Consider the following 23,132-nt stretch of genomic DNA (forward strand, 5'->3'; position numbering starts at 1 on the left):
GAATGATTCAATTGATCAAAACAACTTTAGCAGTTAAGTGTTATCTCATTCCATACCTAAATTTTAAGCCCTTCCATTACGATAATATATACGCGCATTTTTTTTTAACTCACCTTTCAACTACCGAAAATGGAAGATACAGTTCAACAACAAATCAGGTTATCGCTGTTAGAAATGGCACTAGCTAACGCCGTAACTATTGAAGACTACGAAGAATGCCAGCAATTAGTAAGTTTAGAACTTATGCAGAAAAGTTTTGATCTGATGCAACAAGTTCACAGGCCTTTGTCTACTGCATTTGTCGAGGCTAAATAATACGGATCAACTCCGCTGTAATCTGTAAACTCTCCTCCTTCACGTAATCTACCTCTACCGCCTTTACCGGATCACCAGTGGTTATTGATTTCATGCCCATCCTCTTTCTTCGCTGATTAATGCGTTTCAAATCTTGTATTTGCTGCATTTTTCTTGCCTCAAGAAAAGTATTCAAATCTAATTGTAAGGAAGAGCCCGCGCTTCCTTCCTGTAATTTCTTTAGGTCTTCTTTTAGAAAGCTGAACTCCTGATTTGCAGCCATACGCTGCTGATGATCTGCCTCTAATTGCTGTTTAAGCACCTTTAAGTACGTAAATTTAACAAAATCCGTTGCCTCAATCTGATCATAAGGGAGTACATTTTTCAAGGTGCTTTCGCCAACTTTCAAGGCGCTGTATTTGGAAGGGAAACTGAAGTCGGGAGTTACGCCACGATGTTGGGTACTGGCTCCATTAATGCGGTAAAACTTAGCATTGGTTAGCTTTAAGGAGCCTAAATTTGTGTCCTCCGTTTTCATCAGGGAACTCAGCGGATAAACGCTCTGTACAGTCCCTTTACCAAAAGTCTGCTCTCCAATAATGACCGCGCGACCATAATCCTGCATTGCTGCCGCGAATATTTCGGAAGCAGAGGCACTTAAACGATTTGTTAAAATGGTTAAAGGCCCGCTATAAGCCACCAGACTATCTTTATCGGCATGAACAAGCACCTTGTTTTTTGCGTCGCGAACCTGAACTACCGGTCCGGTGCTGATAAATAATCCGGTCAGGTCTATGGCTTCCTTTAAAGAACCACCGCCATTATTGCGTAAATCGATCATCAGTCCATCCATTCCCTGACTTTTCAACAGCTCCAGGGCTTTTTTCACATCTCCGGAAGTGGAAGCGTAATCCTGGTCGCCCTTATTAAAAGCAGCGGCATCAAAGTAAAAATCAGGGATGCTGATGACACCTATCTTTTGCGTTTTACCGCCTTGTTTTACTGTTTTTAGCTCAGATTTCACCTTCTGATCAGCCATCACCACTTTATCTCTGATGAGGTTAACCACTAAAGGATTCGCAGTCAGACCTGCCCCTGCCGGTAATATTTTAACACGCAAGAGAGAACCTTTCAGACCACGCATCTTGCTCACTACTTCCTCCTGTGTCCAACCGGTTACTTCTTCAAACTCTCCGGTTTCGCCCTGAGCAATCGCCAGAATTCGATCGTTGGCCATGATTTTCCCGGTCTTATCTGCCGGTCCACCTTTAATCACAGACAATATAACCGGCAAGTCATCCTGGAAACTAAAGGTAATCCCGATTCCTTCCAGTGATTTATTCATCATGACATTAAAATCCTGCGCTTTTGCCGGAGAAAAATAAGTCGTATGTGGATCAATGGTTTCCGTAAAAGCATTCAGAAATAACTCCAGTACATTTTCACTTTTCAGTCCTTCTAAACTAGTCTTTAACTTCTCATAACGTTTTCCCAGTAACTCATAGGCTTTCTGCTGCTCCCGGCCATCAGCCCTTAGTCTGATGAGTTCATAACGGATTCGTTGGTTCCAGTAAACATCAGCGGCTTCGCTGGATTTAAACCAGGGCAGCTGCTCTCTGGAGAACTCATAAACATCTTTGGAATGTAAGGGCTGTACTTTAGATAACTCCGTTAATACGGCATCAATTCTATGGTCTAATCGGGCGGCATACACATTGAACATTTCAAAAGCAGCAGTTAGATCGCCAGACCATAAAGCGTCATCAAAACGATAACGGTACTTTTCAAATCCCCCGACATCAGCGGCTAGAAACAAGGCATGAGACTTATCCAGCTTTGTCAGGTACTGATCAAATATCCTGGAGGATAAAGCATCATCAATCGTCACTTTCTGGTAATGGTAGTTAGCGATCGTTTCGGCAATTGTTTTGGTTATAGCCGGATAATTTGACAAGGGTTGAAAATGCAACCTTTCCGGAGCCAGCTCTACCGTTTGCCCATTCACGGAAAAAGAAAAGCATACCCCAGTCATTGCCAGCAGAAACCGACGTTTATATAATTGATTTAAATTCATTTGGATTAGGTGTTTTGAGGAGAAAAAATCAGTAGATGATAAAGAGGGCTGTCATCCAACAAAACCCTCTAAACTGTATTAACTAAAAAACTTTCTTTATTTAGATTGCATTATTTCACTTCAACATCTGCTGGATTTTCGCTTCGATTTTCTCTTTCGTATCTCCACCTATCTCTCTAACTGCGCCATTATTGACACTACCAAAAATCAATAAAGGGATCGCATCCGCATTAAACACCTGACGTAACTCTCCTTCTTTATCTACATTTACCTTGTAAAAAACAACCTGGTCTTTATACTTTGCAGCAAGCTCTTCCATCACCGGCATCAGTTTCAGACAAGGGCCACACCAGGTCGCCCAGAAATCAATGACTACTGGTTTATCACCGATCGCTTTCCAGTCTTTACCGGCTTTATAATCATAAATATGCTTTAAAAAATAAGCCCGGTCCACCGGATTAATCTTCCCGGGCACCACTGCAATAGTTTCTTTTTTAATCACCGGAACGGTTTGATCTTCCCCATTATTAAAGGGCTGGAAATAGTATTTCCCACGCTCAATATCAAAAGAGATCATACCCTGCTTTAAGATTGATTTCCCTAACACCGAAAAGGCCTGATCTCCGGCTGCTTTAACCACCGGAATCTTTTGAAAACTCTGGTTTGCCAGCTTTAATTCTGCGGTCTTACCTGGTTGTAATAAATCGAAATCCGTCGCGGTTAACACCAATGGCTGATCCTGATAGAAATCGGCAAGCGCTTTAACCGTTTTACCATTGACCAGAATGTCCATGAATAGTCCGCCGGTTTTCAATTTAGCTTCTTGTCTGTTGATCAATTTCATATATTCCGGGCGGTATGGCGAGGAAAGCGTCATGGTTTTCATTTTCGTATTTAGCGAAATTGTCGCCCCTGTAAAGGCATTAAAACCGATTACTCCATCTACTTTAAGCTTTTCTAACAATGGATTTGCTTTAAAAACCACTACGCTGATGTCTTTGCTATAGACCACATTGCCGATAAAGAAGCCAATGGCTTTCCCTTTACCAGACAATTCGTAACCAGGTCTGGCATAAGTATCGAGGTTCTTCGTGATTTTCAGCTGGCGTTTTGCTGCCGCAGCTTCAGTTAAGCCTACTGCTCCTCTGGAATCCAGGAGAAAATCCCCTTCTGTTCCGCCAACATTTGCCCTGATGATCATGTAACCATCACGTTCCTGATAAGGTAAAATCTCCTGATTTAAATCCGCTTGCGCGAAAACAGCATTACTATCAGCACAAAGCAATAGCAGTATGCTCAAAGTCAGGGAATGCAATAATTTAATCTTCTTCATTATGTTTTCTTTTTGCTGAGTCCTTTTAATTATTTACCAGTAGTTTTACTCAATTGATCAGCAGCAACAACTGCTTTATAAGCGTTTAAAATACCGCCTGAAACACATAGCTGTGAGAATAGGTACAGGTCAGTTTTCAATTTACCAGCCATTTTAACTTGCTTTTCCACTTCTACGCTACCTCTGTCTGTCACATTTCCTACAATCAGTTTACGCAATTGTGACCCCGTAATTTCCGGATAATAGGCTTTTATCAATGCCGCAGTACCCGCTACATTAGCAGCGGCAAACAAGGGACTTGCGCCCATACGGTAGGTGCCACCCATGTAAGTAGTGGTAATATTCTGTCCAGGTGCAAATAGATCCAGTTCTTTTTCGGAGAAGTTGGCATCTTTCAATGGCAGACCTTCTTTATCTGAGGCGGCTACGGTGATGAAATTATTAAGCACCTTACCATTCACATGAGGATTAGGGTAGTATTTCTTTTCAGACAGGTTATCCGATAAATTCCATACGGAAGAGACTACTAAAATTCCTTTTTCTTCGGCATACAACAAGGCATCATTTACCCATTTCGCTTCATAAGCAGGGTATATTGTGTTAGATGGGCCCAACATGATTACATCCGCTTTTTGATCTACTGCATAGCGAATCGCCAATGCGATATCTTTATAATAAGGTTCGCCTTCTTTTGGATAGGCACGTAAAGACATCAGCTGCGCTTCCGGCATAATGCCATTCACCCCTACACCATTATTTCTGTCGGCAGCAATGATTCCTGATATCATTGTTCCGGAAAAAGATCCGTTACTATATAGCTTGTTATTTCCGTAATTTTTGTCGCTGATATTGGTCCAGTCATCGCCGGTAATTTTCCTTGCATCAACGGTTTGTGCAAGTAGCTTCTCATATGCTTCATTCGGCTGTCTTTTAGGATTCAGCATCAGATCTCTTGCCTGTACAAAATTCATAGAATCTGCTTTCGCTTTTGCTGCATACGAATTATTCATTGCAAAAGTCAATAAGAAGAAAAACCTGGACATCAACTTTAAAGTATCTGTTTTTCCATTTGTGTTCACGTCATATTTAGAAACATCTGCTTGTTTGATCTTTGTCAGGTCAGGATTTATTTTCTTCATTGCCGGCTCAATTTCATTAACGATCATATATTTTACAATCCTGGAGGAATGAATACTAGTCGCTTCCTGAGCCAGGCGAGACTCTTTATTGAGACGATACCTGAAAAAGGCATATTCCTTCAGATCTTTCGGTGCCGGCACTTTAACCGGTTTCTGCAACAGTTCATTAAACTTCATATAATCTGTTCCAGTAAAAAAGATACCTTCATACAAACCTTTCAAACGAAAATACTCACGGTCGCCTTCCTGGTTTGTCTGTTCGATCATTTCCCCTTTGGCATTCCCTAAAAAGTTCCAGCCATGGATATCATCGATGTAACCGTTGCCATCGTTATCGATCCCATCTTCTTTTTCATTTGGATTGGTCCATGACGCATTTTTCAAATCTTCATGTGCAGCATCCATTCCAAAGCCGATCACCGCTACAACCGGTTTCTTTTTCAAAGGTTTTCCTTTTAAAAACTCATAGGCCTGATTTACACCGATCCCATATACACCGTCTTTTTCAAAAGAAAGGTTGTACCAGTCTTCCGTTTTCTTTTCTGTAGCTGCCTTTTTAACAAGCTGCGCATTTCCGGCCAAAACGGCTCCCTGTAAGCACATTGCTAGTATTAAAGTTTGTTTTTTCATGTTTTTAGTTTTCTCAATGGTTTATTTAATAGCGGGTATTTCGAGGAGCAGATCAGAGATCTGTTGACCAGAAAACCTTCTTAAAGGGTTCATTTTTAATCTTTCTGTACGGTAATATTTTTAAGACCGGACTTGGTTTTAAGGGTAAATACGAGTTTGGTATTCTCTTTTAAAACAGGCAGACCGTTAGTCAGGCTTTCGCAAAAAGGAATGGCTTTGATCACTTTACCGTTGATATGGGTGAGTACATCGCCAACAGCTACCTGGCCGATTAATTTACCCCATACGGTAGCCACCAGATATTGTCCGTCATGAACATATATTTCCAGGTTCCAGTTTTGTTTAGCATGAGTCAGGTCTACCTTTTCTGTGGTAAAAGGGCTGAAAAGGAATAGTTTATTGACATAATCGATGGTTACTTTTCCATATTTGAGGGATTGGTAGCCTAACAGGGTTTCCGGCGGATTGCCAACTTTAGCCCTTGCATTGGTAAACTGAAATGATCCGATCAGCAGTTCCGGAACTTGTACCATGATTTGTTTCCCGGCTCCACCTCTACCGTTTACACCGATGCTTCCACCGCCTTCACCTTCTCTAAGCACCTGTACCAAGCCATCAGTCTTCAATCTTTCGTAAGCGTCGTTTTTAAGACTCAGCAAAGCATCAGAACCCGTATCAAACATCATCCTGATTTGATCATATTTCCCAACATTCACAGAAACAATCGGAATCCCTTTGGCATCATCTACAAAAGGAAGAACCTCTCTGTCGGACATTAAGGAAGAACGGCCCCCCTTACTGATCGTGATTTCTTTCTTTTGATCATCAATGTCAATAGTACAATCCTGTAAAAGATCGCTTCCGATATAGCCTTGCACGCCAATACAAGGGAATATTTCACTGTCTAAAACCAGAAAACGAGGATTTTTAAACAAAGTGGCTTCATTTCCGGCGGGAAATCCAAGTTCCTCCAATTGTACAACCTCAATTTGTTTTTTATTGCTGTTCGCATCCAAAATGCTCATTGTACCAACAACAGCTGCATTAAACTCTGTTTTTAAAGCCGTACTGATAGAGTTCCGGCCTCCGGTATCAAAAATCATAGGTACCAGTTTCCCGTTCAGTTTTACCTGGATCACCATCTTACTGGCGATCACCTGATAAGGAAACACCACAGCATCCTGCCCCCTAACGCTTAGCGCGAAAACACAAAAGATCAAGGAGAAGTATATATTTTTCATCATTACTTTTTTATTAGGGTTAATCGTTTACTCCTTGATTACAGTGATTTCTTTTACTCCGGTATTTGTCTGTACTCGGAAAACAGCTTTATCCAAACCGATCAACTCAGGTAGCTCATTGGTCAAGCCTTCGCAATAAGTGAATTGTGTTATTTTTTTTCCATTGATATGGGTCACTACATCACCTACCTCTATTTCTCCTTGTAATTTATCCCAGACGCTACTGACCACCATTTGCTGATTTTCTGAGCGAATCTCCAGATCCCAGTACTTCCTGGTGTTCTCTATTTTCCCGGTTGAAAAGGTTGAAAAAGGTTCAAATAAGAACTTTTGGTGGACATAGTCGATCGTGACTTTTCCGAAGTTCAACAGCTGATAGCCCAACAAACTTTCCAGGGCACTGCCTACACCAATGCGGAGTTTAGAAAACTTCCCTCCGGAGATGGTCAATTCCGGAATTTCAAGTAATATCCGGCGGCCATTTGGGCCTCTTCCATTGACACCAATACTACCGCTTGACGAACCTTCCCGGATCATAAACAATGCGCCCTGACTTTCCAGGCGAGGATAGTCTGTTGATCTTAAAGCTAAAAAGCCATCTGCGCCACTATCAAATACCACTCTTGCCTGATCAAAGTCCCCGACTTTCACAGAGAATAACGGAGCGCCTCCGCCATTCGGTAAAAACGAAAGCGCATTTGGATTATTCATCATAGCCGAACTACCACCTGCTGTAATCGTAATTACTTTCTTTTGATCATCGATTTCAATGGTATGGTTTTGCCATAAATCGCTCCCAATCAAGCCTCTTACTTTGAGGCAAGGAAAAAACTCCGTATCAATCACCAAAAAAGGGATATTTTTAAAAGACATTCCCCCTTTAGCGAGATCCAGGCTATTGACAGTAACCACATCCATAGACTTTTTGGATCGGCTTACATCAATCACCTCCTTACTATGCGTAGCGGAAAGCCTCAGGTCTTCCTGTAATTTTGAATCCATGGCATTCTTACCACCAGTATCAAAAATCATCGGCACTAGTTTTCCATTAATGCTAACCTCTATAATCATTTTATTAGCAAACACCTTATAGGGTAGTTTTACTGTCTTTTGGGCCATCGCATTTGTGAAACTGAACAGGCCGATAGCAGCCATGACCAGCAGTCTTTTAACAGGGATTATGATCATTTTGTAATTGATTTTAAGGCGGCTTTTAGTACTTCGCCATTATTGATATCTCTTTGTAAAACGGTCCCGTTTGCATCTATAATCATGCAAAAAGGGATCGATGTAAAACCATAGGCTTTTCCTAGCGAAGAATTATTGAATCCTTTCTTATCCCAGATCGTTAGCCATGGAATCTGCATTTCTTCCAGTGCTTTTTTATACTTCAAAGGGTCTTCATCCAGCGAGATGCTAATGAACTGTACGTCTTTTTCAAAGTCTTTGTAAAAGGTTTTCAAGTGTTCCATTTCTCTTCTGCATGGCACACACCAAGAGGCCCAGAAATCAAGGACTACTATCTTTCCTTTAAAATCTTTTAAAGAGAGCAGTTTCCCCTTTTGATCCGGCAATTGAAATTCTGGTGCTTTAATCCCAACGATATAGTTTTTCAGACTATCGGTCCTTTTTACCAGCCATTTCGCTGATTCCGAAATCCGTTCGTTTAGCGGGATATTTACGAGAAAGCGTTGGTAGAAATCATATTTACCGGCTTTAAAAAGGTAGGCCAGAGCCGTTAGCTGACTTGGTTTCAAGGCCTTAAAAGCGGCAGTATCCAGGTTAAGATCATAGGATTGCTTTGGGGCAAAGTTTGCCATTTCGAGGTGTTCCTCTAATCCGGAAAACTCCAGGCTGGAGCTGTTGCTGTCTTTATCATCAAAATAACCGTTAATGGTAACCTCAGCATTGCTAAGGAAAACTTCCTGTTTTGTAGCGCCCATCGTAAGTACATACAAATCCGGTACGACCTGAACGGGGCCCATAGAAAAGTCGGGATGATCCTTATCGATGGTGGTTTTAAAAACCAGTTTGCCCGACAAGGTATTCAAGGAAATCACTACTGGATTTACGGTGGTAATTCGGCCTTTTATCAGCAGGCCATCCGCTGCTTTTGCAGAAATTATGGACAATAAGAGCCCTAAGGCAATGAAAATCTTGCGCATCATTTGAATTGTTAAGAAATGAAATGGTCTGTTTTTTCCTATCTATTTTCCGTCTCCTATAGCCTGAAGATCAATACCATATTGCTGTTTATAAAAACTGACCATGGCATCATACTTTCTTTTGATCAATCCGTTGGCATCTTTCACCGGACTGAGGATTCCTTTAGGTGTGGTATCTGAAGCTGTAGTTGCCGGATCCGTCAGATAAGTATACGGATTGGAGACAATCACCTGAATAAAAGCCTGCCAATCTAGAGAAACAACGGGCAAATTAGCTGGAAGGACCAGAAAACCACGTTTATATCGGTCGGCCTGTGTGGTACCAGCGACAGGATTGGTATAATCAGAGATACCGGTAAAGGCCTCTGATCTTTTCATTTTACCTTCCAGATCCATCATTTTCAGAAAGCTGAAATTGACATTCCCACGGTAAACCGCTTTATTGATCGTTGGAACACCTGCATTTCCGCCATTTAGCGCAAAGCTCTGGTAACCTCCAAACCGCCCGTTAACAAAAGGTAAAAGATAGGTTTCTACCTGGGTGATGGTTGTGGTCCCTGTACCTAATGAACTACATAAAAATACTTTTCTTGGTAGGAATTGTTTAAGGGTCGCATCGCTATAATACTTAAAGAAAGTACTTTCCAATAAATCCAGCTGTGGGTTGATGTATTCTGCTATAGCAGGTATTGATTTGTAATAAGCATCGTAGCCGGTTACCATCCAATTGATGTCTTGCTGGGTAAATTTATAGAGTACATAACTATCCCAACGCTTATAATAGTCCATGATCCGTTTATCATAGTCGTTATCGCCCTGAGGCAACTGAAAACCTGGTTCAGGTAATTCTGTAGCAATGAGTTTATCTTCTGTTTTTTTGCAGCCATTTGTCAGAAAGAGCATCATGCCCAAAGACAAAATCAGTGTAGTCCTTAAAGTTTGATTGAAATTTCTCATGTGTTTCGTATTCAGCATTTATGGATTTTGAGTTAATTCCCCGTTTCTATCTAAAACCACCTGAGGGATAGGCCAGGTATATCGGTTATCGCCTTTGTTCAGGGTAAAAGTTTGTGCGGTACCTGCGGTTTCCTGGTATTCATGTGTGATGGATGGCATGCCATAACGGCGCAGGTCGAACCAGCGATGTCCATCAAAAGGAAGTTCTCTTCTACGTTCCTCTTTATAGAAATTCAGCAACTGAGTTCCATCGGTAATGTCTACCGGTACATATGCTTTTCTGCTGTCATACCTGGAAAGCCTCAGCGTATTCAGGTCGTTTAATGCAGCTATTCTTAAGCCATCATTACCTGTTTGGATAAGCTTTTGGATGTTTGCTTCTGCACGATTCAGGTAAAGTTCGGCTACACGAATACCGGCGCCTCCCATTCCTCCTGAAATTCCTCTGAAAAAATAAGTCACCGTTGAAGGAGGTGTAAATCCTGTATAGACGCTGTAATTAAAATAAATACGGGGACGTAAATCACCGATATAAACCTCATTAGCCTCAAAACCTTTAGCATCGTACAGGTTAATCAGTTCAGGAGAAACGCCATATGGAGGTACATTCACCCTGCTATAGGCCGGAATAAGGTTGCTTTTCAGAAAATCATCTTCAACACTTTTGTTCGGAACATAGGTCCAGATGACTTCCTTGCTAATGGCCGGACTGTAAATCCTGTTTAAATTAAGGGAATTATCGGTTGTATTGTAAATATAGTATAGTGCAGCATTAAAGGTGCTCAACTGCGTCAGCACTGATTTTTTAGCCAAAGCTTTATTCGCATATTCAATCGCCAGATCCCATTTTTCCTGATACAGATACACTCTTGATAAAAGTGCATAACCTGCGGTTTCGCTCATTTTATATACCCCTTTATCCTGAGGATATTGTTGGAACAGTGCGATGGAAGCCTGGATATCTGCTTCAATCTGGCGGTAGACTTCCGCTACAGAGTTTCTTTTGAAAAGCGCATCAGTCACCACCATTTTCAGTTTTAAAGGAACCCCCGGACTGTTTTCCGGATCTAGTCCCGGCGTATTATATGGTTTCCCATACATGTTCACCAGCAGGAAATAATAATAACCTCTCAGGGCTAAAACTTCAGCTTTAAGGTTGGCTTTCTCCGATTCCGAACCAATTACTTTATCCGCATATTCGAGTCCTACATTACAACCTACAATACGTTTGTAAATCATTTCCCAGGAGTTTAATGAGCTTATATTTGCAACACCTTCGGCAGTTAAAAGTTCTTCAAACATCTGTTTAGACCAGGAGAAAGGTGCTTTTCCTCTTCTAACTACGGCTTCATAATTTGGCAGATTCTGTCCACCGAAGCAGCTAATATCATCGGTAACCATATTCAAAACAGAGTTGATACTGACCTGGTAAGGATAGGCTTCGCCCGCCATTAATCCACTGAGATCCTGAACTGTAGACGGCCTCATTTCGTCCTGACTTTTCTCTTCCAGGAACTTTTTACAACCTGTATTGACCAATAACAGCCCTGGAATTAATATATAAAGTATACGTTTCATTTTTAATGCGTTAAAAGGTTACAGACAAGTTTAATACATGTGCTTGCGGCAATGGTTGTCCGCCGGATGCCACTTCAGGATCTACTCCTTTAAAATCTTTGCTCACAAAGGTGTGCAGGTTGCTTACGGTATAGCCGATGGTCATACTTTTACTCATAATCCTTTTTACAAATTGTGGTGGCAGGATATAAGATACGCTGACATTATTGATGCGCAGGTAGGAAGCGTTGACCAATCTCGCTGTGCTGAAATTATAGAGCGTATAAGGAGATACCAGGGTTGTTGAAGTAGGAATCGTCACATTAGGCACTCCGTGAAAGGGTATAGAAGGAATGTTGGTAAAAGCTTCATCTCCCGGTGTCTGCCACCTGTTGACCAGATCTTTTGATAAGTTCATGTATTCGCTTGGTGCATTATCTCTTATCTCATCGTCAAATAAAGGAGCCAATAATTTATGTCCGCCTAAAGAAGCGTATAAATTAGCCGAAATACAGACCTGTCTATAACGGAAAGAAGTATTGAAACCGCCGGTAAAATCGGCATTGAGTTTCCCTGCATATTTCAAAAATTTTACGGCATCAAATTTGGCATTGATATCCTCAGCAGCAGTCGGTATGTTATACAATGGCGTTCCGGTAAGAGGATTCAGTCCTTTAAAATCCCATACCCAGAAAGAAGATACCGGGAATCCTTCTACAAAATAACCACCGGAAATTGCATTGTTCCAGGTTGGATTAGGCAGGAGTCTGTTCGTTACTTTATTGATATTTTTAGAACTGTTAACTGAGACCGTCCAGAAAGCTGTTTTAGTACGAAGCGGGATAAAACTCAAGGACAATTCAAATCCATAATTGCGTACAGAACCACCATTCATTGGCATTTGAGTCACACCGTTTTCGAATGGCACATCCTTCAACACAATCAGGTCTTTACTGTTTTTGTTGTAATAATCGAAACTACCGGTGATCCTGTTTTGAAACACACTGAAGTCCATTCCAAGGTTTACCGATTGTGTTTTTTCCCATCTTAAATCTGCGTAAGGCAGGGAGCTGATCTTAAGAATCGACTCGCCAGTATACGGACTAACGACCTGGGCTCCGCCACCAACCGGAAGTTTCGCGATCAGGTCTGGCCCATAGTTTTCGGCTACATTGCCCTGGTATCCATAACTACCTCTGAAACTCAACTCAGAAAGCCAGGTATTTCGGTCAAAGAAATGTTCACGACTCACATTCCACCTGCCACCCAATGCCCAGATTGGATTGAAGCGTTCGCGGGTGTCCTGTCCGAAGCGGTTAGAGGCATCTCCCCTGATGCTTCCACTAAAAACATACCTGTTGTCATAAGTATAGGCACCGGTTAAATAATAGGATAGGTAATTCGCCGTACGATCTGTGATCCCAAAGGTATAGTTATTGGCAAAAATTCCGTTGGCAATTGCTACTTCTCCCGTACTAAGCACAGTTGCAGAAGGCGTAATGATGGCTTTTCCACGATCAGGTAAATAACCAAAAATGGTGCTGCTGGTACCTTTATATGCGTTACTTCTCATTTCCATTCCCAACATTCCAGAAACCGTATGTTTTTTATTAAAGACCTGCCCATAGGTCAGTGCATTTCTCCAGGTATAATTGATATTCCGGTCATCAGCCTGTGCCAACTCCCCGCCTACCGGCAACATGGATTGCTTGTATTCATTGGTAATTGGTCCATATTGCCCATACTCATATTTCCTCAGCTTACTGATTCTATTGGTCAGTTCTGAAGCATAAGATTCTGCATGTGTACTGGTAAAACCAGCGCCGAACGAAGATTCCAAACGAAAACCTGCCGGAAGTTCATATTTTAAAATAATGGCGGTATTGAAATTTGACTTGACATTATCATTTCCGGAATGCTCCATTTCGTTCAGGATATTGTACAGGTATCCATTGGTATGTCGGTAATACGACAAGCTACCATCTTCCTCATAAGCTGGAATCGCCCTGCTGGTGGTACTGGCGTAACGGTAGGGATCAAGACCAAAATAAGCGGTTGTCTTGGTGTAGTTACCTGATAAACGTCCATTTACGGAGAACTTTTTGGTCACATTACTGGTAAAATTGAAGGTAGCCATATAACTATCCATCTTATTTCCCTTCGCCGTTCCACGTTGGTTGTTATAGCCCAGGGAACTGTAATAGGTGCTTTCATTGCCACCGCCACTTAAACTCACATTGTGGTTCTGACTCAATGGCCTCTCATAAAGGAGGTCGAACCAATTGGTATTGTTGGTTTCCAGTTTTTTTGCACCGGCATTAAAATCATTGAAGGAAAGTTTGTTCAGCAAGTATTGCTTTAACAAACCCGCATAGCCAATATCGTCCAGTCCATAGGTAGAAACTAATCCTCTCTGATAGATTTCTCTGGAAACATCTACACGTTCTTTAGAGTTCATCAGGTTCATCTTATCATAGTTTGGCGCAGATTGCGTGGAGAAACTGGTGTTGTAGCTGATCGAAGGTGCTCGTCCCGCTTTTCCTCTTTTCGTATTGATGACAATCACCCCATTGGCTGCTTTTACGCCATAAATTGCCGTTGAAGCCGCATCTTTCAATACGGTAATATCTTCTATATCGTAAGGATTTAACCAGGATATGGCACTGCCGATAAAATTCTTTAAGGCATCCGCATTGGAAGGGTCTTTGTTAAAATTATTCAGTTCCGAAGCTTTAAATGGCAATGGATCTTCCTGGATCATCCCATCTACTACCCATACCGGCTCCTGGCTACCCAGCAATGTTGAAGTTCCCCTTACCCGAACCGTTTGGCGGGTTCCGACTTGTCCGGAGTTGTTGACTACCTCTACACCCGGAAGTTTACCCTGCAGCATTTGCTCCAGGCTCATGGTTCCGTTAATGGTCAGGTCTCTGGCTTTGATGGTTGCCGTTGCACCAGTCATTTTAGATCTGTCGATCTGCTGATAACCGGTAGAAATTACGCCAACTTCTTTTAAACTATTAGTAACCGGCTTCATGCTGATGGTTCCCATTTCCTTTTTTACGTTGAGTGTCTGAGGATCATAACCCAGGTAAGAGACCTTAATTTTAGCATCCTCTGCAACATTTTGCAGCTGGAATAAACCTTCTCCATTGGAAAGCACACGATTTGAAGTCCCTACAACGATGATTGTGGCGCCTGGTAAAGCTCCTCCGGTTTCATCGGTTACCTTACCCCTCAGGGTTATTCTGGCGGCGTTCGGATTGATGGCACTGACCAGTTTGTCGAGGATAGATTTCTCTTCCGGCTTAATCACAATGGTCTTGTCATCGATCACATAAGTAAGCGATAAACCGTTGAGACATTGCTCTAAAACCGACTTTAATCCCGTGTTCCGGAAGTTTACATCTAGTCTCTTTGTATTGTTGATCTTTTGATCTGCATACAGGACTTCGTACCCGGTTTGTTTGGTGATCTGTTGAAATACTTCCTTGATGGAAGCGTTCTTCTTAGTGTAACTAACCGTTTGCGCAAATGTACTGGCATGCGCCTGGAGTAATAAGCCAGTCATTAATATGATGATGAGTTTCATTATCAAAAATAATTTGTGAGCTCGCCTAAGGTGGGACACACCTAGGTTAAAAGCATAGAATTTCATACTTTAGCAGGGTTTAAGTTGATTCAGGAATGGACAGCTCTATTTTATCCCGATTTATCGGGCTGGTTGGCTTAAACATTTGCCGGATGGTGTTACGAGCACCTTCCGGCTTTTTTATGGCCTCCAGGATCTTTGCTAAGTTGGTGGGTAGAAATCTCTGATCATGGTCTGTTAGGTTTGGGTTTATGGTGTGGCGGGCTGATTCTTATTCAGTTACTTATTAAGTTATTTAGGACTTACGGTGATTTTTCCTTCGGATACTTTAAACTTTACCTCCTCGGTATGTTCCAGTTTGGACAGTACTTTATCCACCTGATCGTATCTGGAAAGGGTTCCCGTAAAGGTTACTTGTTTTAATGATTCATTTTGGTATTCAATAGAAATGTTATACCAGCGGGAGATTTTTGTCAGGATGGAAGCCAGGGTTTCATTCTCGAAGATAAATTTGCCATTGATCCAGTCTACCGCAGTTTCGGTGTTTACTGCTTTAATATTTACGCCATTTGCGCCTACTTGTGCCTGATAACCCGGCTTTAGCAATTCAGCTCTTTTTGTAGTTGAAGGAGTCACTTTTACGAGGCCTTCCAACAAGGTTGTTTTAACCAGCGCTTCTTCCGGGTAACTGCTGATGTTGAAATGTGTACCCAGAACTTCTACTTCCTGAAGATTGGTTTCTACCACAAAAGGATGGGATTTATCTTTGGTTACTTCAAAATATGCTTCCCCTTTTAAGCTCACTTTTCTGGATTTCGCATCGGCAAAAGTTGTAGGATAGCGGATCGAGGAAGCCGCATTTAACCAAACATTCGTCCCATCAGGAAGGATCACTTTAAATTGTTCCCCTCTGGAGGTAGACAAGGTGTTCATCATGCGCTTTCCGGCTTTAGGACTGGTTTTATAGGTCAGCGCTCCGTTTTCGGATTTTATGATGGTTACACCGGCCTGCTCTGCCAGTTGTCCCTGGCCAGCATCGTTTAATCTGATCCTGCTGCCATCGCCTAAAGTTAAGGTTGCTGAATTTTCACCAGGTTTCATGTGTTTCAGGTAAACCAGCTGTTGCTGGTCTACTGAATGACGGGAATAAAAGTATATTCCTGTGCCGAGCGTAAAAAATAAGGAAGCCGCAATGGCGATTTTTTTCCATACCGGATAACCAGCGCTTAATGGATATTCAGGCCTTGCCGGAGCATTTCCTGTATTTTCCGCAGTCTGGAAAATATAGTGTAGTATTTCTTGCTTTTCTGAGGGTTCAAGGATATAAGTTTGGTTTCTACCTGCATTCATTTCCTCATCGACCAATTTACTAAGTTCTTCCTGGAACACTTCCTGATCGGCCATCCTATAAAAGGCTTGCTGCTCCTCTGGAGTCAGTGAACCAGAAATGTAGCCTTTGAATAATTGAGGAAATTGTGATTTTATAGCCATCCTTTTATATAACGCTTTCTGAACGTCTCAATAGCTTGACGATCCGAACTTAGGGTTCGGGGTAGTTGAAACATAAATTTATTTTAACAATATTTTAACCTGCGGCTATTTGTGCAGTAAAAGGATCATTAACAACATGGCATCGAGGTTTTTCAAATACACTCTGATGTTTTTCAAAGCTAGTTTCATATGGGTATGAACCGTGCCTTCAGTTATTCCCAGTTCTTTTGCCGCTTCTTCATATTTTAATCCTTGCTCCTGACATAGCCGGTAAACTTTTTGTTGTTGTGGGGAGAGGCTTTCCACTGCCTGTTGCAGGAGTTTTGCCGTCTCATGGTATTGAATGGTATCTTCGGTATTGCGCACACCGGTTTCCATTTCTGTTTCTTTAAGCTCTACGTTTCGCAGGGCTTCTCTGGCAATCTTCCTGAGCACATCAATACTTTGATTTCTGGCGATCCGGTTGAGGTAGGCACCAAAATTCTCTACGTCTTTTAAGTCGAGCCTTTTCATCCAGACTTTTAAAAACACATCTTGTACGATTTCTTTAGCTTTTGAACGGGATTGGGTGAGTTTATGGGCGATGTTGAAAATCAGTTGCTGGTGCATTTCGAACAAAGAATTGAAGGCACGTTCGTCCCCCGCTGCAACTAAATGCAGCAGTTCGCCTTCGCTTAAAAGCGGTGCCAATTCGATAATCCTATGCTTTCCCCCCATTATAAAGAAGCCAATAATAAAAAAATAATTCCAGATTAACGGGTTAAACCCGGGTTATTATGTTTACCCTTATGATTATGAGCTTTGATAAGGCTCCTGTTTACCGCCCACTAAAACACCCCCTTAACCCATTAAAGCCAGGGCCTTAGCCTCTATTCCTGAGGGTAGCTGTAGTCTTTCCGATTTTTTTTATTGGAGGATCATCCGGAGAAAACGCAATTTCTTATCTTCCAAAAGTATAAATAACCAAAAAAGCACATATATTTGAGCACAAAATTTACAATTACATTTATATGGCAAAGGCATCTGAAATTAAAGTAGGAAATATTTTACGTTTTAACAACGAACTGGTAACGGTTATTGAAATCTTACACCGTACCCCAGGTAAAGGTGGAGCGTTTTACTTAGGTAAATTTCGCAACATTAAAACAGGAAAAATTGTGGAAGCCCGCTTAGGAACTGATGAGCAAGTAGAAATTTGCCGTGTAGAGACTAGTGACTACCAATATTTATATGAAGAAGGTGATTATTTTGTAGTAATGGACAATGTTTCTTTTGAGCAGTTCAGCGTTGCTAAAGAATTATTCGGTGAATCTGCAAGGTTCCTTAAAGAAGGAATGAACGTTATTGTTTCTTTCGAAAGTGAAGAACCAATCATGGCTCAGGCTCCTAATTTCGTAGAACTTTTGGTTACTTATGCAGAACCAGCAGTTAAAGGTGACACTTCTTCAGGTGCACAGAAAATGGTGACTACAGAAAATGGTATCGAATTAAAAGTGCCATTGTTTGTTAACGAAGGTGATAAATTAAAAGTAGATACACGCACAGGTGAATATGTGGAGCGTGTGAAATAAGGAATTTCATTTCTGAAAAAGGCGGCTTAAATTTCTTTAAGCCGCCTTTTTTGTGAGCATATTTTTCGGAGATATTGGTGTTTTTTGAATTTGCTGGTGTTTATTTCGACTTTCTCAGGCCGTAAGAGATGGATACGATAAACAATAATATAGCGGTAAAACCAAACGCAATAGGTAACGAAAAGGAATACGCAATGAAGCCCAATATCGCCGGTCCGGCTAATTGTCCGGCATAACCGATCGTAGTAATTACAGGAATTGCCACTGTTGCTGGTATCCCTTTCAGTTTCCCTCCTTCAGAGATAAACACGGGAACAATATTGGCTGCGCCCAAACCTAGTAGCACGAAGCCAAGGATTGTGGTACCGATCCATGGTGTAGCTACGGCAAGCAAGATTCCCAGTCCGGCAACTAAACTTCCGGTGACCACTACCGTTTTCCCATCAAACTTAGAGACTAATTTATCTCCGGTTAAGCGCATAAAAGCCATCGCAATGGAGAAGGCAGCATAGCCGATTCCAGAAAACTCTTCCGTAATTCCACGGCTTTCTTTAAGAAACAAAGCACTCCAGTCTAACATGGCACCTTCTGATAAAAAAACGGCGAAACACATTAGCCCCAGAAAAAGGATACTTCCGGTAAACCAGGAGACTTTTTTCTGCGTGGCGTCTACTGCAGAGAATCTCTGAATAGCGGCCTTTTCAGTGGGATTGTCCAGCAGGAATTTATAGTTTAAAGAGACAATAATGATCAGTAAAATGGCAATGGTAATTGCGGCGGTCTCCGGAGCCAAGCCAAGTCGCATCAGGAAACCTAAACCTAAGGAACCTAACAATCCCCCAACACTAAATAAACCGTGTAGGGAAGACATAATTGGCTTTTCAGCGAGGTTTTCTACCTGTACCCCTTGCGTGTTCATCGCCACATCGACCGCTCCTACTGCCGCACCAAAAATAAACAGTGCAATTCCCATTTGAACCGGGGTATTGGTGAGCATAAGCAATGGTAACACCAGAGCCATCAGCAATGCTGCGCCTAAGATTACCACCCGACTGCCGTAACGATGGGACAAGATCCCGCTAATGGGCATCATCGCAATGGCGCCCCCTCCTAAAAGCAGGAGTAACAAGCCCAGATTGGCGTCGTTCAGGCCGAGTCTTTCTTTTGCATAAGGCACCATAGGTGCCCAGCTGGAAATACCCAGGCCGCAAACCAGAAAGATGAATTTAGTCGCGTTTTGCGCTTTTAATGTTTTTTGTAGTCCTGCTATCATGATACAAAGTAAGGTAATTCCGCATTAGTTTGCAATATATTGCAATATTTAACCGAAAACCTGCCAGATATAGGAAAAATCGTCATGATATCCCCGTTATCAACAGCTTCTGTTTAAAGGTAAATCAAAACAAGGACGGTAGTTCCTTGTTAATCAATTTATAAAACAATTCACCATGGAACCATATAATATAGATCTTAGTGGCCGAATATTAACTATTCAGCCACTACATGATGGGAGCTTCAAGGTTATTGAAAGCGGTCATGAGGTTGGTCGTCTTTTTCCGGAAACCAATGAACTGGGTACAGTCTGGACGAGTTTTGGCCTGATCGATCATGATGAAGCTCAAAAAATCGGCAATTTAATTGAAAAGAATTAAATCCATCGAAATCTAATTTGTCATTTGTAATCTGCTGGCCAGGAATTTCCCTATTTTCTCATATCCGGCCTCATTTGGATGTAGACCATCAGAAAACAGCGATTCATCAATCAGCTGTTGTTTATTTAGTAAAACCGCTCCTGCATCCTGATACTTCAAACCTTTTCCCTGACCAATCTTAGCCATTTCTTTGTTCAATTTTACAATTCTTGCTTCCAGACCTTTTCGGGGCAAAATCCCAACGACCAACAACTTTGATTGAGGTTGTCGCTCTCTGATTGCTGAAACCAGCAGCTTTAACCCTTGTACAATTTCTTCATCTGTATTGATTTCAAGGTTATTGGTTCCAATCATCAGGACAATTTGTTGTGGCGTAAAACCATCCAGTTCGCCATGGTAAACGCGCCAGAGCACATTTTCAATACGATCCCATCCGAAACCCATGTTCATTGCGTTTTTATCCCCGAAGTATTTCGTCCAGGAATCCTTGCCATTCGCTCTCGGATCAAGGGGTTGTCCGCCCCAGTAATGGGTGATTGAATTTCCAATAAAAACCAATTTCGGCTGATGTACGGCTGCATAATCCAGCACCTGGTTGTGTCTTGTATCCCAGTCGTAAGAAGCCGCATCTCTCCTTTGGCTTACAGGAATAGTAGTTGAAAGAGGCCCTTCTTTTTCGTTAAAAATCTCTTTGATCTTCTTTTCATAAGCCCTGGCGTAATTCATCATTCCGATATCATTTGGATGAACTCCATCTACCATGCTTTCAATATCCTGACCGATAGCTTGCTGAGAAAGCAGGTATAAATTTTTAGTACCCGCTTTTTTAAGCGAGTCTACAGCATCCCGAAGCACTTTGTTAATGGTTGCCTGTTCTTTTTTCCGGATTGGTTGCATTTCAGCCTCCGAAAACCCATCATGTTCGGTTAATAAAATAGGTGTTCCGGGTCTTTTTGCCTGAATCTGAGCTACCGCATCAGCTATTTTTTTGCGAAGAGATCCGTTGGTCATATCAGCGGAAATCAGATTAGGCAAACAGTCTAAGATGTACAATTTTGCATCAATCTGTGTGATGTAGTCCAGGACTTCCGGCTCCAGTTTCCCGTTTCCTGAAAAGCCAAGGTTCACCATTGACCTGTCCAGTTTTCTGCCAACAATGGAAGTCCAGGCCAAACCAGGTCTGGTGGCACAAGCCCCCTGAGCGATAGAAGTGCCGTAAACTACGATTGGTTTCTCCTGCTGCTTTACAGGAATCCTGCTAAAGCTGGCCTCCTTTGGAACTGCGATCTCCATCCATTTCACGGTATTGTATAATGGTAGGTATAAACGATATTCACGGTCCTTTAGCTGACTGGCTTTTCCGGAAATATTAAGGAAGCGATAAGTAATTGTATCCCCAAAATCAAATTTACCGGCACACCAAAGCCATTTTCCATCCACATCTTTCACATACAGGTCTACTCCGCTAACGCCTGTTGCAGGCATATGTGGCATGGCATGAGATCCGGATACGGTAAGTTTTACCACAATTTCTGTGGCATCGGATTTGAATCTCAGGTTCAGTCCTGCGCTATTTTCTGCGAGATTCCATACGGCTTTGCGTACCTTTTGCGCTGCGCCGGAAGGTAAACGGTCATAGTCGCCTTTGTATCCATTTGCCCAACCTCTGCCATGGATTACGTTAAGGCTGTCTTTGGCAGGATTCCAGGACTTGAATGTTTTCTTCTCCTGCGCAATGGCGAATTGGCAAAAGATAAAGGCCATGATAAAGACCATGGTTGAAGTAAGCTTGTTCATGTATTTATTAAGGTTTAGGTGTGTCGTTTGGGGTTATTGCATACTAGTAGTCTGGTCTGGCATAGCTACCGGTTTACCGGTACTTTTAACAATGGGCATTGGCGAATTCCATTTCTTCAACTGAGCAGCCAGCAAGCCCGACAATTCCTTTAACTTTTCCGGGTTTTCTGCGGCTTTATTTTCAAGCTCTCCAATATCAGCTTTCAGGTCATACAGTTCCTTAGTACCATCGCGCATATTGTAAATTAACTTCCAGTTTCCTTTCCTGATGGCCGATTTATAATTGATGCCGGGTCCATCATTCGGAATCCATTTATTCGGCGTGTGCCAAATTAAACTGCGGTCATTATTGACATAATTTGGTTGTTTTAAAACAGGCAGCATACTTTGTCCATCCAATTCCTGAATAGTCTTGTAATTCCTGATACCTGCCATTTCCAAAATCGTGGGAAAGAAATCTTCAATGATCACATATTGATTTGCGGTACTTCCCGGCTTTACTACGCCAGGCCACTTCACAATCATGGGTTCCCGGATACCACCTTCATGTACAGAACCTTTACCAGCCTTTAAAGGAAGGTTTTGTGTATGTGCGATTCCGCCTCTTGGTGGCGTGAGACTCAGCCCACCATTATCACTCATAAAAATAATGATGGTATTTTGATCTACTTTTTTCGCTTTTAAATAGTCCATCACATCCCCAAGACTCTTATCCATTCCTTCTAATAAGGAGGCATATTTTGCTTCCTGTGGGTCGAGGCCTTGATCAAGGTACTTCTGATAGAAACGGGAATCAGCTTGTAGTGGAACATGAACTGCATAATGCGCCAGATTTAAATAGAATGGCTGTTTATTTTTTATGGGGGCCTCCAGTGTCTTCAGGGCTTCCAGGGTTAGCGCTTCCGTTAAAAAAGTATCGGATTCATAATATTCTTCCAGATCCGGAACGGATTGCATGGTGTTTTTCCCGGGTTTGTTGCCATAATAGTCCTGCGCAAAATAACTTTGAGGATGTCCGGCAGCATGACCGGCAATATTCCCGATAAAACCAAGATTGTATGGGCTTACGCCCGGCGTACCTACAGATGCCCAATGTGCCTTGCCTACATGAATCGTAAAATAACCTGCATCTTTTAGTAGTTGCGGATAAGGGGTCGCATGGATGGTATTTGGAATGCCCGCTTTAGGGCTCAAACCCGCATAATTCCAGCTGGCAGGTGCAAATTGTTCATCAGCATTGTCCGAAGAAACCTGATATTGCGGGGAAGTCCAGTTGGTCACTTTGTGGTGTGCGGCATTCATTCCGGTCATCATACTCACTCTGGTTGGTGTACATACCGGTGTGGCATAGGCGTTCGTAAATTTAACACCGTCCTTTGCTAATCTTTCCATATTTGGCGTATGGTAACGCGCATTCAATGGCGTTTTTTCGGTCCAGAAAGGCAAAGAGGTATCTTGCCAGCCCATATCATCTACCAGAAACACGATAATATTTGGCTTCTTCTGCGCATAAATACTACTGGTAGTACCTATTAAAATCAAGGAAAAGTTTAAGAGAAAATGGTACAGCTTCGAGGGACTAACTTTCATATTCTAAAAATAGCGGGTTCTTTTAATAAAAAAAGCTTTTCGCACAATA

Annotated in this window: 17 protein-coding genes; 3 read left to right on the forward strand and 14 right to left on the reverse strand. The window is 42.0% G+C overall.

Translation table 11 applies throughout. The features are described from left to right. Positions 1-129: 129 nt before the first annotated feature. A complete protein-coding gene (locus R2Q66_RS10655) occupies positions 130-315 on the forward strand; it encodes a hypothetical protein (protein ID WP_316748663.1) in 186 nt (61 codons plus the stop codon). On the opposite strand, the gene R2Q66_RS10660 is transcribed toward R2Q66_RS10655, so the two are convergent. From R2Q66_RS10660 to R2Q66_RS10710, 11 genes are all read right to left on the reverse strand, one after another. Then, positions 308-2,368 carry a carboxy terminal-processing peptidase gene (locus R2Q66_RS10660; RefSeq protein ID WP_316748665.1) on the reverse strand — a complete coding sequence of 687 codons (2,061 nt, stop codon included), beginning with the start codon at positions 2,366-2,368 and terminating at the stop codon, positions 308-310. The two genes, R2Q66_RS10655 and R2Q66_RS10660, sit on opposite strands and share 8 nt — an antisense overlap. Before the next feature lie 115 nt (positions 2,369-2,483). After that, a complete protein-coding gene (locus R2Q66_RS10665; protein ID WP_316748667.1) occupies positions 2,484-3,701 on the reverse strand; it encodes a thioredoxin domain-containing protein in 1,218 nt (405 codons plus the stop codon). 29 nt (positions 3,702-3,730) lie between these two features. Continuing rightward, positions 3,731-5,470 (reverse strand): S8 family serine peptidase, encoded by a 1,740-nt coding sequence (locus tag R2Q66_RS10670; protein WP_316748669.1) that lies wholly within the window; start codon positions 5,468-5,470, stop codon positions 3,731-3,733. Between the two features lie 95 nt (positions 5,471-5,565). Further along, positions 5,566-6,714: a hypothetical protein gene (locus R2Q66_RS10675; protein WP_316748671.1), complete on the reverse strand. Its 1,149-nt coding sequence runs from the start codon at positions 6,712-6,714 to the stop codon at positions 5,566-5,568. Positions 6,715-6,738: 24 nt separating this feature from the next. Beyond that, the gene (locus R2Q66_RS10680) at positions 6,739-7,899 is read right to left on the reverse strand and encodes a retropepsin-like aspartic protease (protein ID WP_316748673.1); all 1,161 of its coding nucleotides are present in this window, start codon (positions 7,897-7,899) and stop codon (positions 6,739-6,741) included. Continuing rightward, the gene (locus R2Q66_RS10685; RefSeq protein ID WP_316748675.1) at positions 7,896-8,879 is read right to left on the reverse strand and encodes a TlpA family protein disulfide reductase; all 984 of its coding nucleotides are present in this window, start codon (positions 8,877-8,879) and stop codon (positions 7,896-7,898) included. The genes R2Q66_RS10680 and R2Q66_RS10685 overlap by 4 nt, the downstream gene beginning before the upstream one ends. Positions 8,880-8,918: 39 nt before the next feature. Further along, positions 8,919-9,833, reverse strand: a complete 915-nt coding sequence (locus R2Q66_RS10690; protein WP_316748676.1) for a hypothetical protein — start codon at positions 9,831-9,833, stop codon at positions 8,919-8,921. 18 nt (positions 9,834-9,851) lie between these two features. Beyond that, the gene (locus R2Q66_RS10695; protein ID WP_316748678.1) at positions 9,852-11,411 is read right to left on the reverse strand and encodes a RagB/SusD family nutrient uptake outer membrane protein; all 1,560 of its coding nucleotides are present in this window, start codon (positions 11,409-11,411) and stop codon (positions 9,852-9,854) included. A gap of 10 nt (positions 11,412-11,421) precedes the next feature. Further along, a complete protein-coding gene (locus R2Q66_RS10700) occupies positions 11,422-14,982 on the reverse strand; it encodes a SusC/RagA family TonB-linked outer membrane protein (protein WP_316748680.1) in 3,561 nt (1,186 codons plus the stop codon). Positions 14,983-15,273: 291 nt separating this feature from the next. Next, complete coding sequence (locus R2Q66_RS10705; protein ID WP_316748682.1) at positions 15,274-16,473, reverse strand: FecR domain-containing protein; 1,200 nt, start codon at positions 16,471-16,473, stop codon at positions 15,274-15,276. Between the two features lie 105 nt (positions 16,474-16,578). Beyond that, positions 16,579-17,190: an RNA polymerase sigma-70 factor gene (locus R2Q66_RS10710; protein ID WP_316748684.1), complete on the reverse strand. Its 612-nt coding sequence runs from the start codon at positions 17,188-17,190 to the stop codon at positions 16,579-16,581. A 293-nt stretch (positions 17,191-17,483) separates the two neighbouring features. Between R2Q66_RS10710 and efp the strand changes: the two genes are divergently transcribed. Then, a complete protein-coding gene (gene efp / locus R2Q66_RS10715) occupies positions 17,484-18,044 on the forward strand; it encodes an elongation factor P (RefSeq protein ID WP_316748686.1) in 561 nt (186 codons plus the stop codon). A gap of 100 nt (positions 18,045-18,144) precedes the next feature. Here the strand turns inward: efp and R2Q66_RS10720 are convergent, their stop codons facing one another. After that, positions 18,145-19,317 carry an MFS transporter gene (locus R2Q66_RS10720; RefSeq protein WP_316748688.1) on the reverse strand — a complete coding sequence of 391 codons (1,173 nt, stop codon included), beginning with the start codon at positions 19,315-19,317 and terminating at the stop codon, positions 18,145-18,147. Positions 19,318-19,492: 175 nt separating this feature from the next. On the opposite strand from R2Q66_RS10720, the gene R2Q66_RS10725 reads away from it, so the two are divergent. Then, positions 19,493-19,696, forward strand: coding sequence for a hypothetical protein (locus R2Q66_RS10725; RefSeq protein ID WP_316748690.1), 204 nt, complete (start codon positions 19,493-19,495; stop codon positions 19,694-19,696). Positions 19,697-19,708: 12 nt separating this feature from the next. On the opposite strand, the gene R2Q66_RS10730 is transcribed toward R2Q66_RS10725, so the two are convergent. Then, positions 19,709-21,493: an SGNH/GDSL hydrolase family protein gene (locus R2Q66_RS10730; protein ID WP_316748692.1), complete on the reverse strand. Its 1,785-nt coding sequence runs from the start codon at positions 21,491-21,493 to the stop codon at positions 19,709-19,711. 33 nt (positions 21,494-21,526) lie between these two features. Beyond that, positions 21,527-23,083, reverse strand: coding sequence for a sulfatase (locus R2Q66_RS10735; RefSeq protein ID WP_316748693.1), 1,557 nt, complete (start codon positions 23,081-23,083; stop codon positions 21,527-21,529). Between the last annotated feature and the right edge of the window lie 49 nt (positions 23,084-23,132).

The organism is Pedobacter gandavensis (genome assembly GCF_032677645.1).
GTDB classification, from domain to species: domain Bacteria; phylum Bacteroidota; class Bacteroidia; order Sphingobacteriales; family Sphingobacteriaceae; genus Pedobacter; species Pedobacter gandavensis_A.

Coding starts and splice junctions, on each gene's coding strand:
- R2Q66_RS10655 (WP_316748663.1), top strand. CDS start 130: ATGGAAGATACAGTTCAACAACAAATCAGGTTATCGCTGTTAGAAATG.
- R2Q66_RS10660 (WP_316748665.1), bottom strand. CDS start 2,368: ATGAATTTAAATCAATTATATAAACGTCGGTTTCTGCTGGCAATGACT.
- R2Q66_RS10665 (WP_316748667.1), bottom strand. CDS start 3,701: ATGAAGAAGATTAAATTATTGCATTCCCTGACTTTGAGCATACTGCTA.
- R2Q66_RS10670 (WP_316748669.1), bottom strand. CDS start 5,470: ATGAAAAAACAAACTTTAATACTAGCAATGTGCTTACAGGGAGCCGTT.
- R2Q66_RS10675 (WP_316748671.1), bottom strand. CDS start 6,714: ATGATGAAAAATATATACTTCTCCTTGATCTTTTGTGTTTTCGCGCTA.
- R2Q66_RS10680 (WP_316748673.1), bottom strand. CDS start 7,899: ATGATCATAATCCCTGTTAAAAGACTGCTGGTCATGGCTGCTATCGGC.
- R2Q66_RS10685 (WP_316748675.1), bottom strand. CDS start 8,879: ATGATGCGCAAGATTTTCATTGCCTTAGGGCTCTTATTGTCCATAATT.
- R2Q66_RS10690 (WP_316748676.1), bottom strand. CDS start 9,833: ATGAGAAATTTCAATCAAACTTTAAGGACTACACTGATTTTGTCTTTG.
- R2Q66_RS10695 (WP_316748678.1), bottom strand. CDS start 11,411: ATGAAACGTATACTTTATATATTAATTCCAGGGCTGTTATTGGTCAAT.
- R2Q66_RS10700 (WP_316748680.1), bottom strand. CDS start 14,982: ATGAAACTCATCATCATATTAATGACTGGCTTATTACTCCAGGCGCAT.
- R2Q66_RS10705 (WP_316748682.1), bottom strand. CDS start 16,473: ATGGCTATAAAATCACAATTTCCTCAATTATTCAAAGGCTACATTTCT.
- R2Q66_RS10710 (WP_316748684.1), bottom strand. CDS start 17,190: ATGGGGGGAAAGCATAGGATTATCGAATTGGCACCGCTTTTAAGCGAA.
- efp (WP_316748686.1), top strand. CDS start 17,484: ATGGCAAAGGCATCTGAAATTAAAGTAGGAAATATTTTACGTTTTAAC.
- R2Q66_RS10720 (WP_316748688.1), bottom strand. CDS start 19,317: ATGATAGCAGGACTACAAAAAACATTAAAAGCGCAAAACGCGACTAAA.
- R2Q66_RS10725 (WP_316748690.1), top strand. CDS start 19,493: ATGGAACCATATAATATAGATCTTAGTGGCCGAATATTAACTATTCAG.
- R2Q66_RS10730 (WP_316748692.1), bottom strand. CDS start 21,493: ATGAACAAGCTTACTTCAACCATGGTCTTTATCATGGCCTTTATCTTT.
- R2Q66_RS10735 (WP_316748693.1), bottom strand. CDS start 23,083: ATGAAAGTTAGTCCCTCGAAGCTGTACCATTTTCTCTTAAACTTTTCC.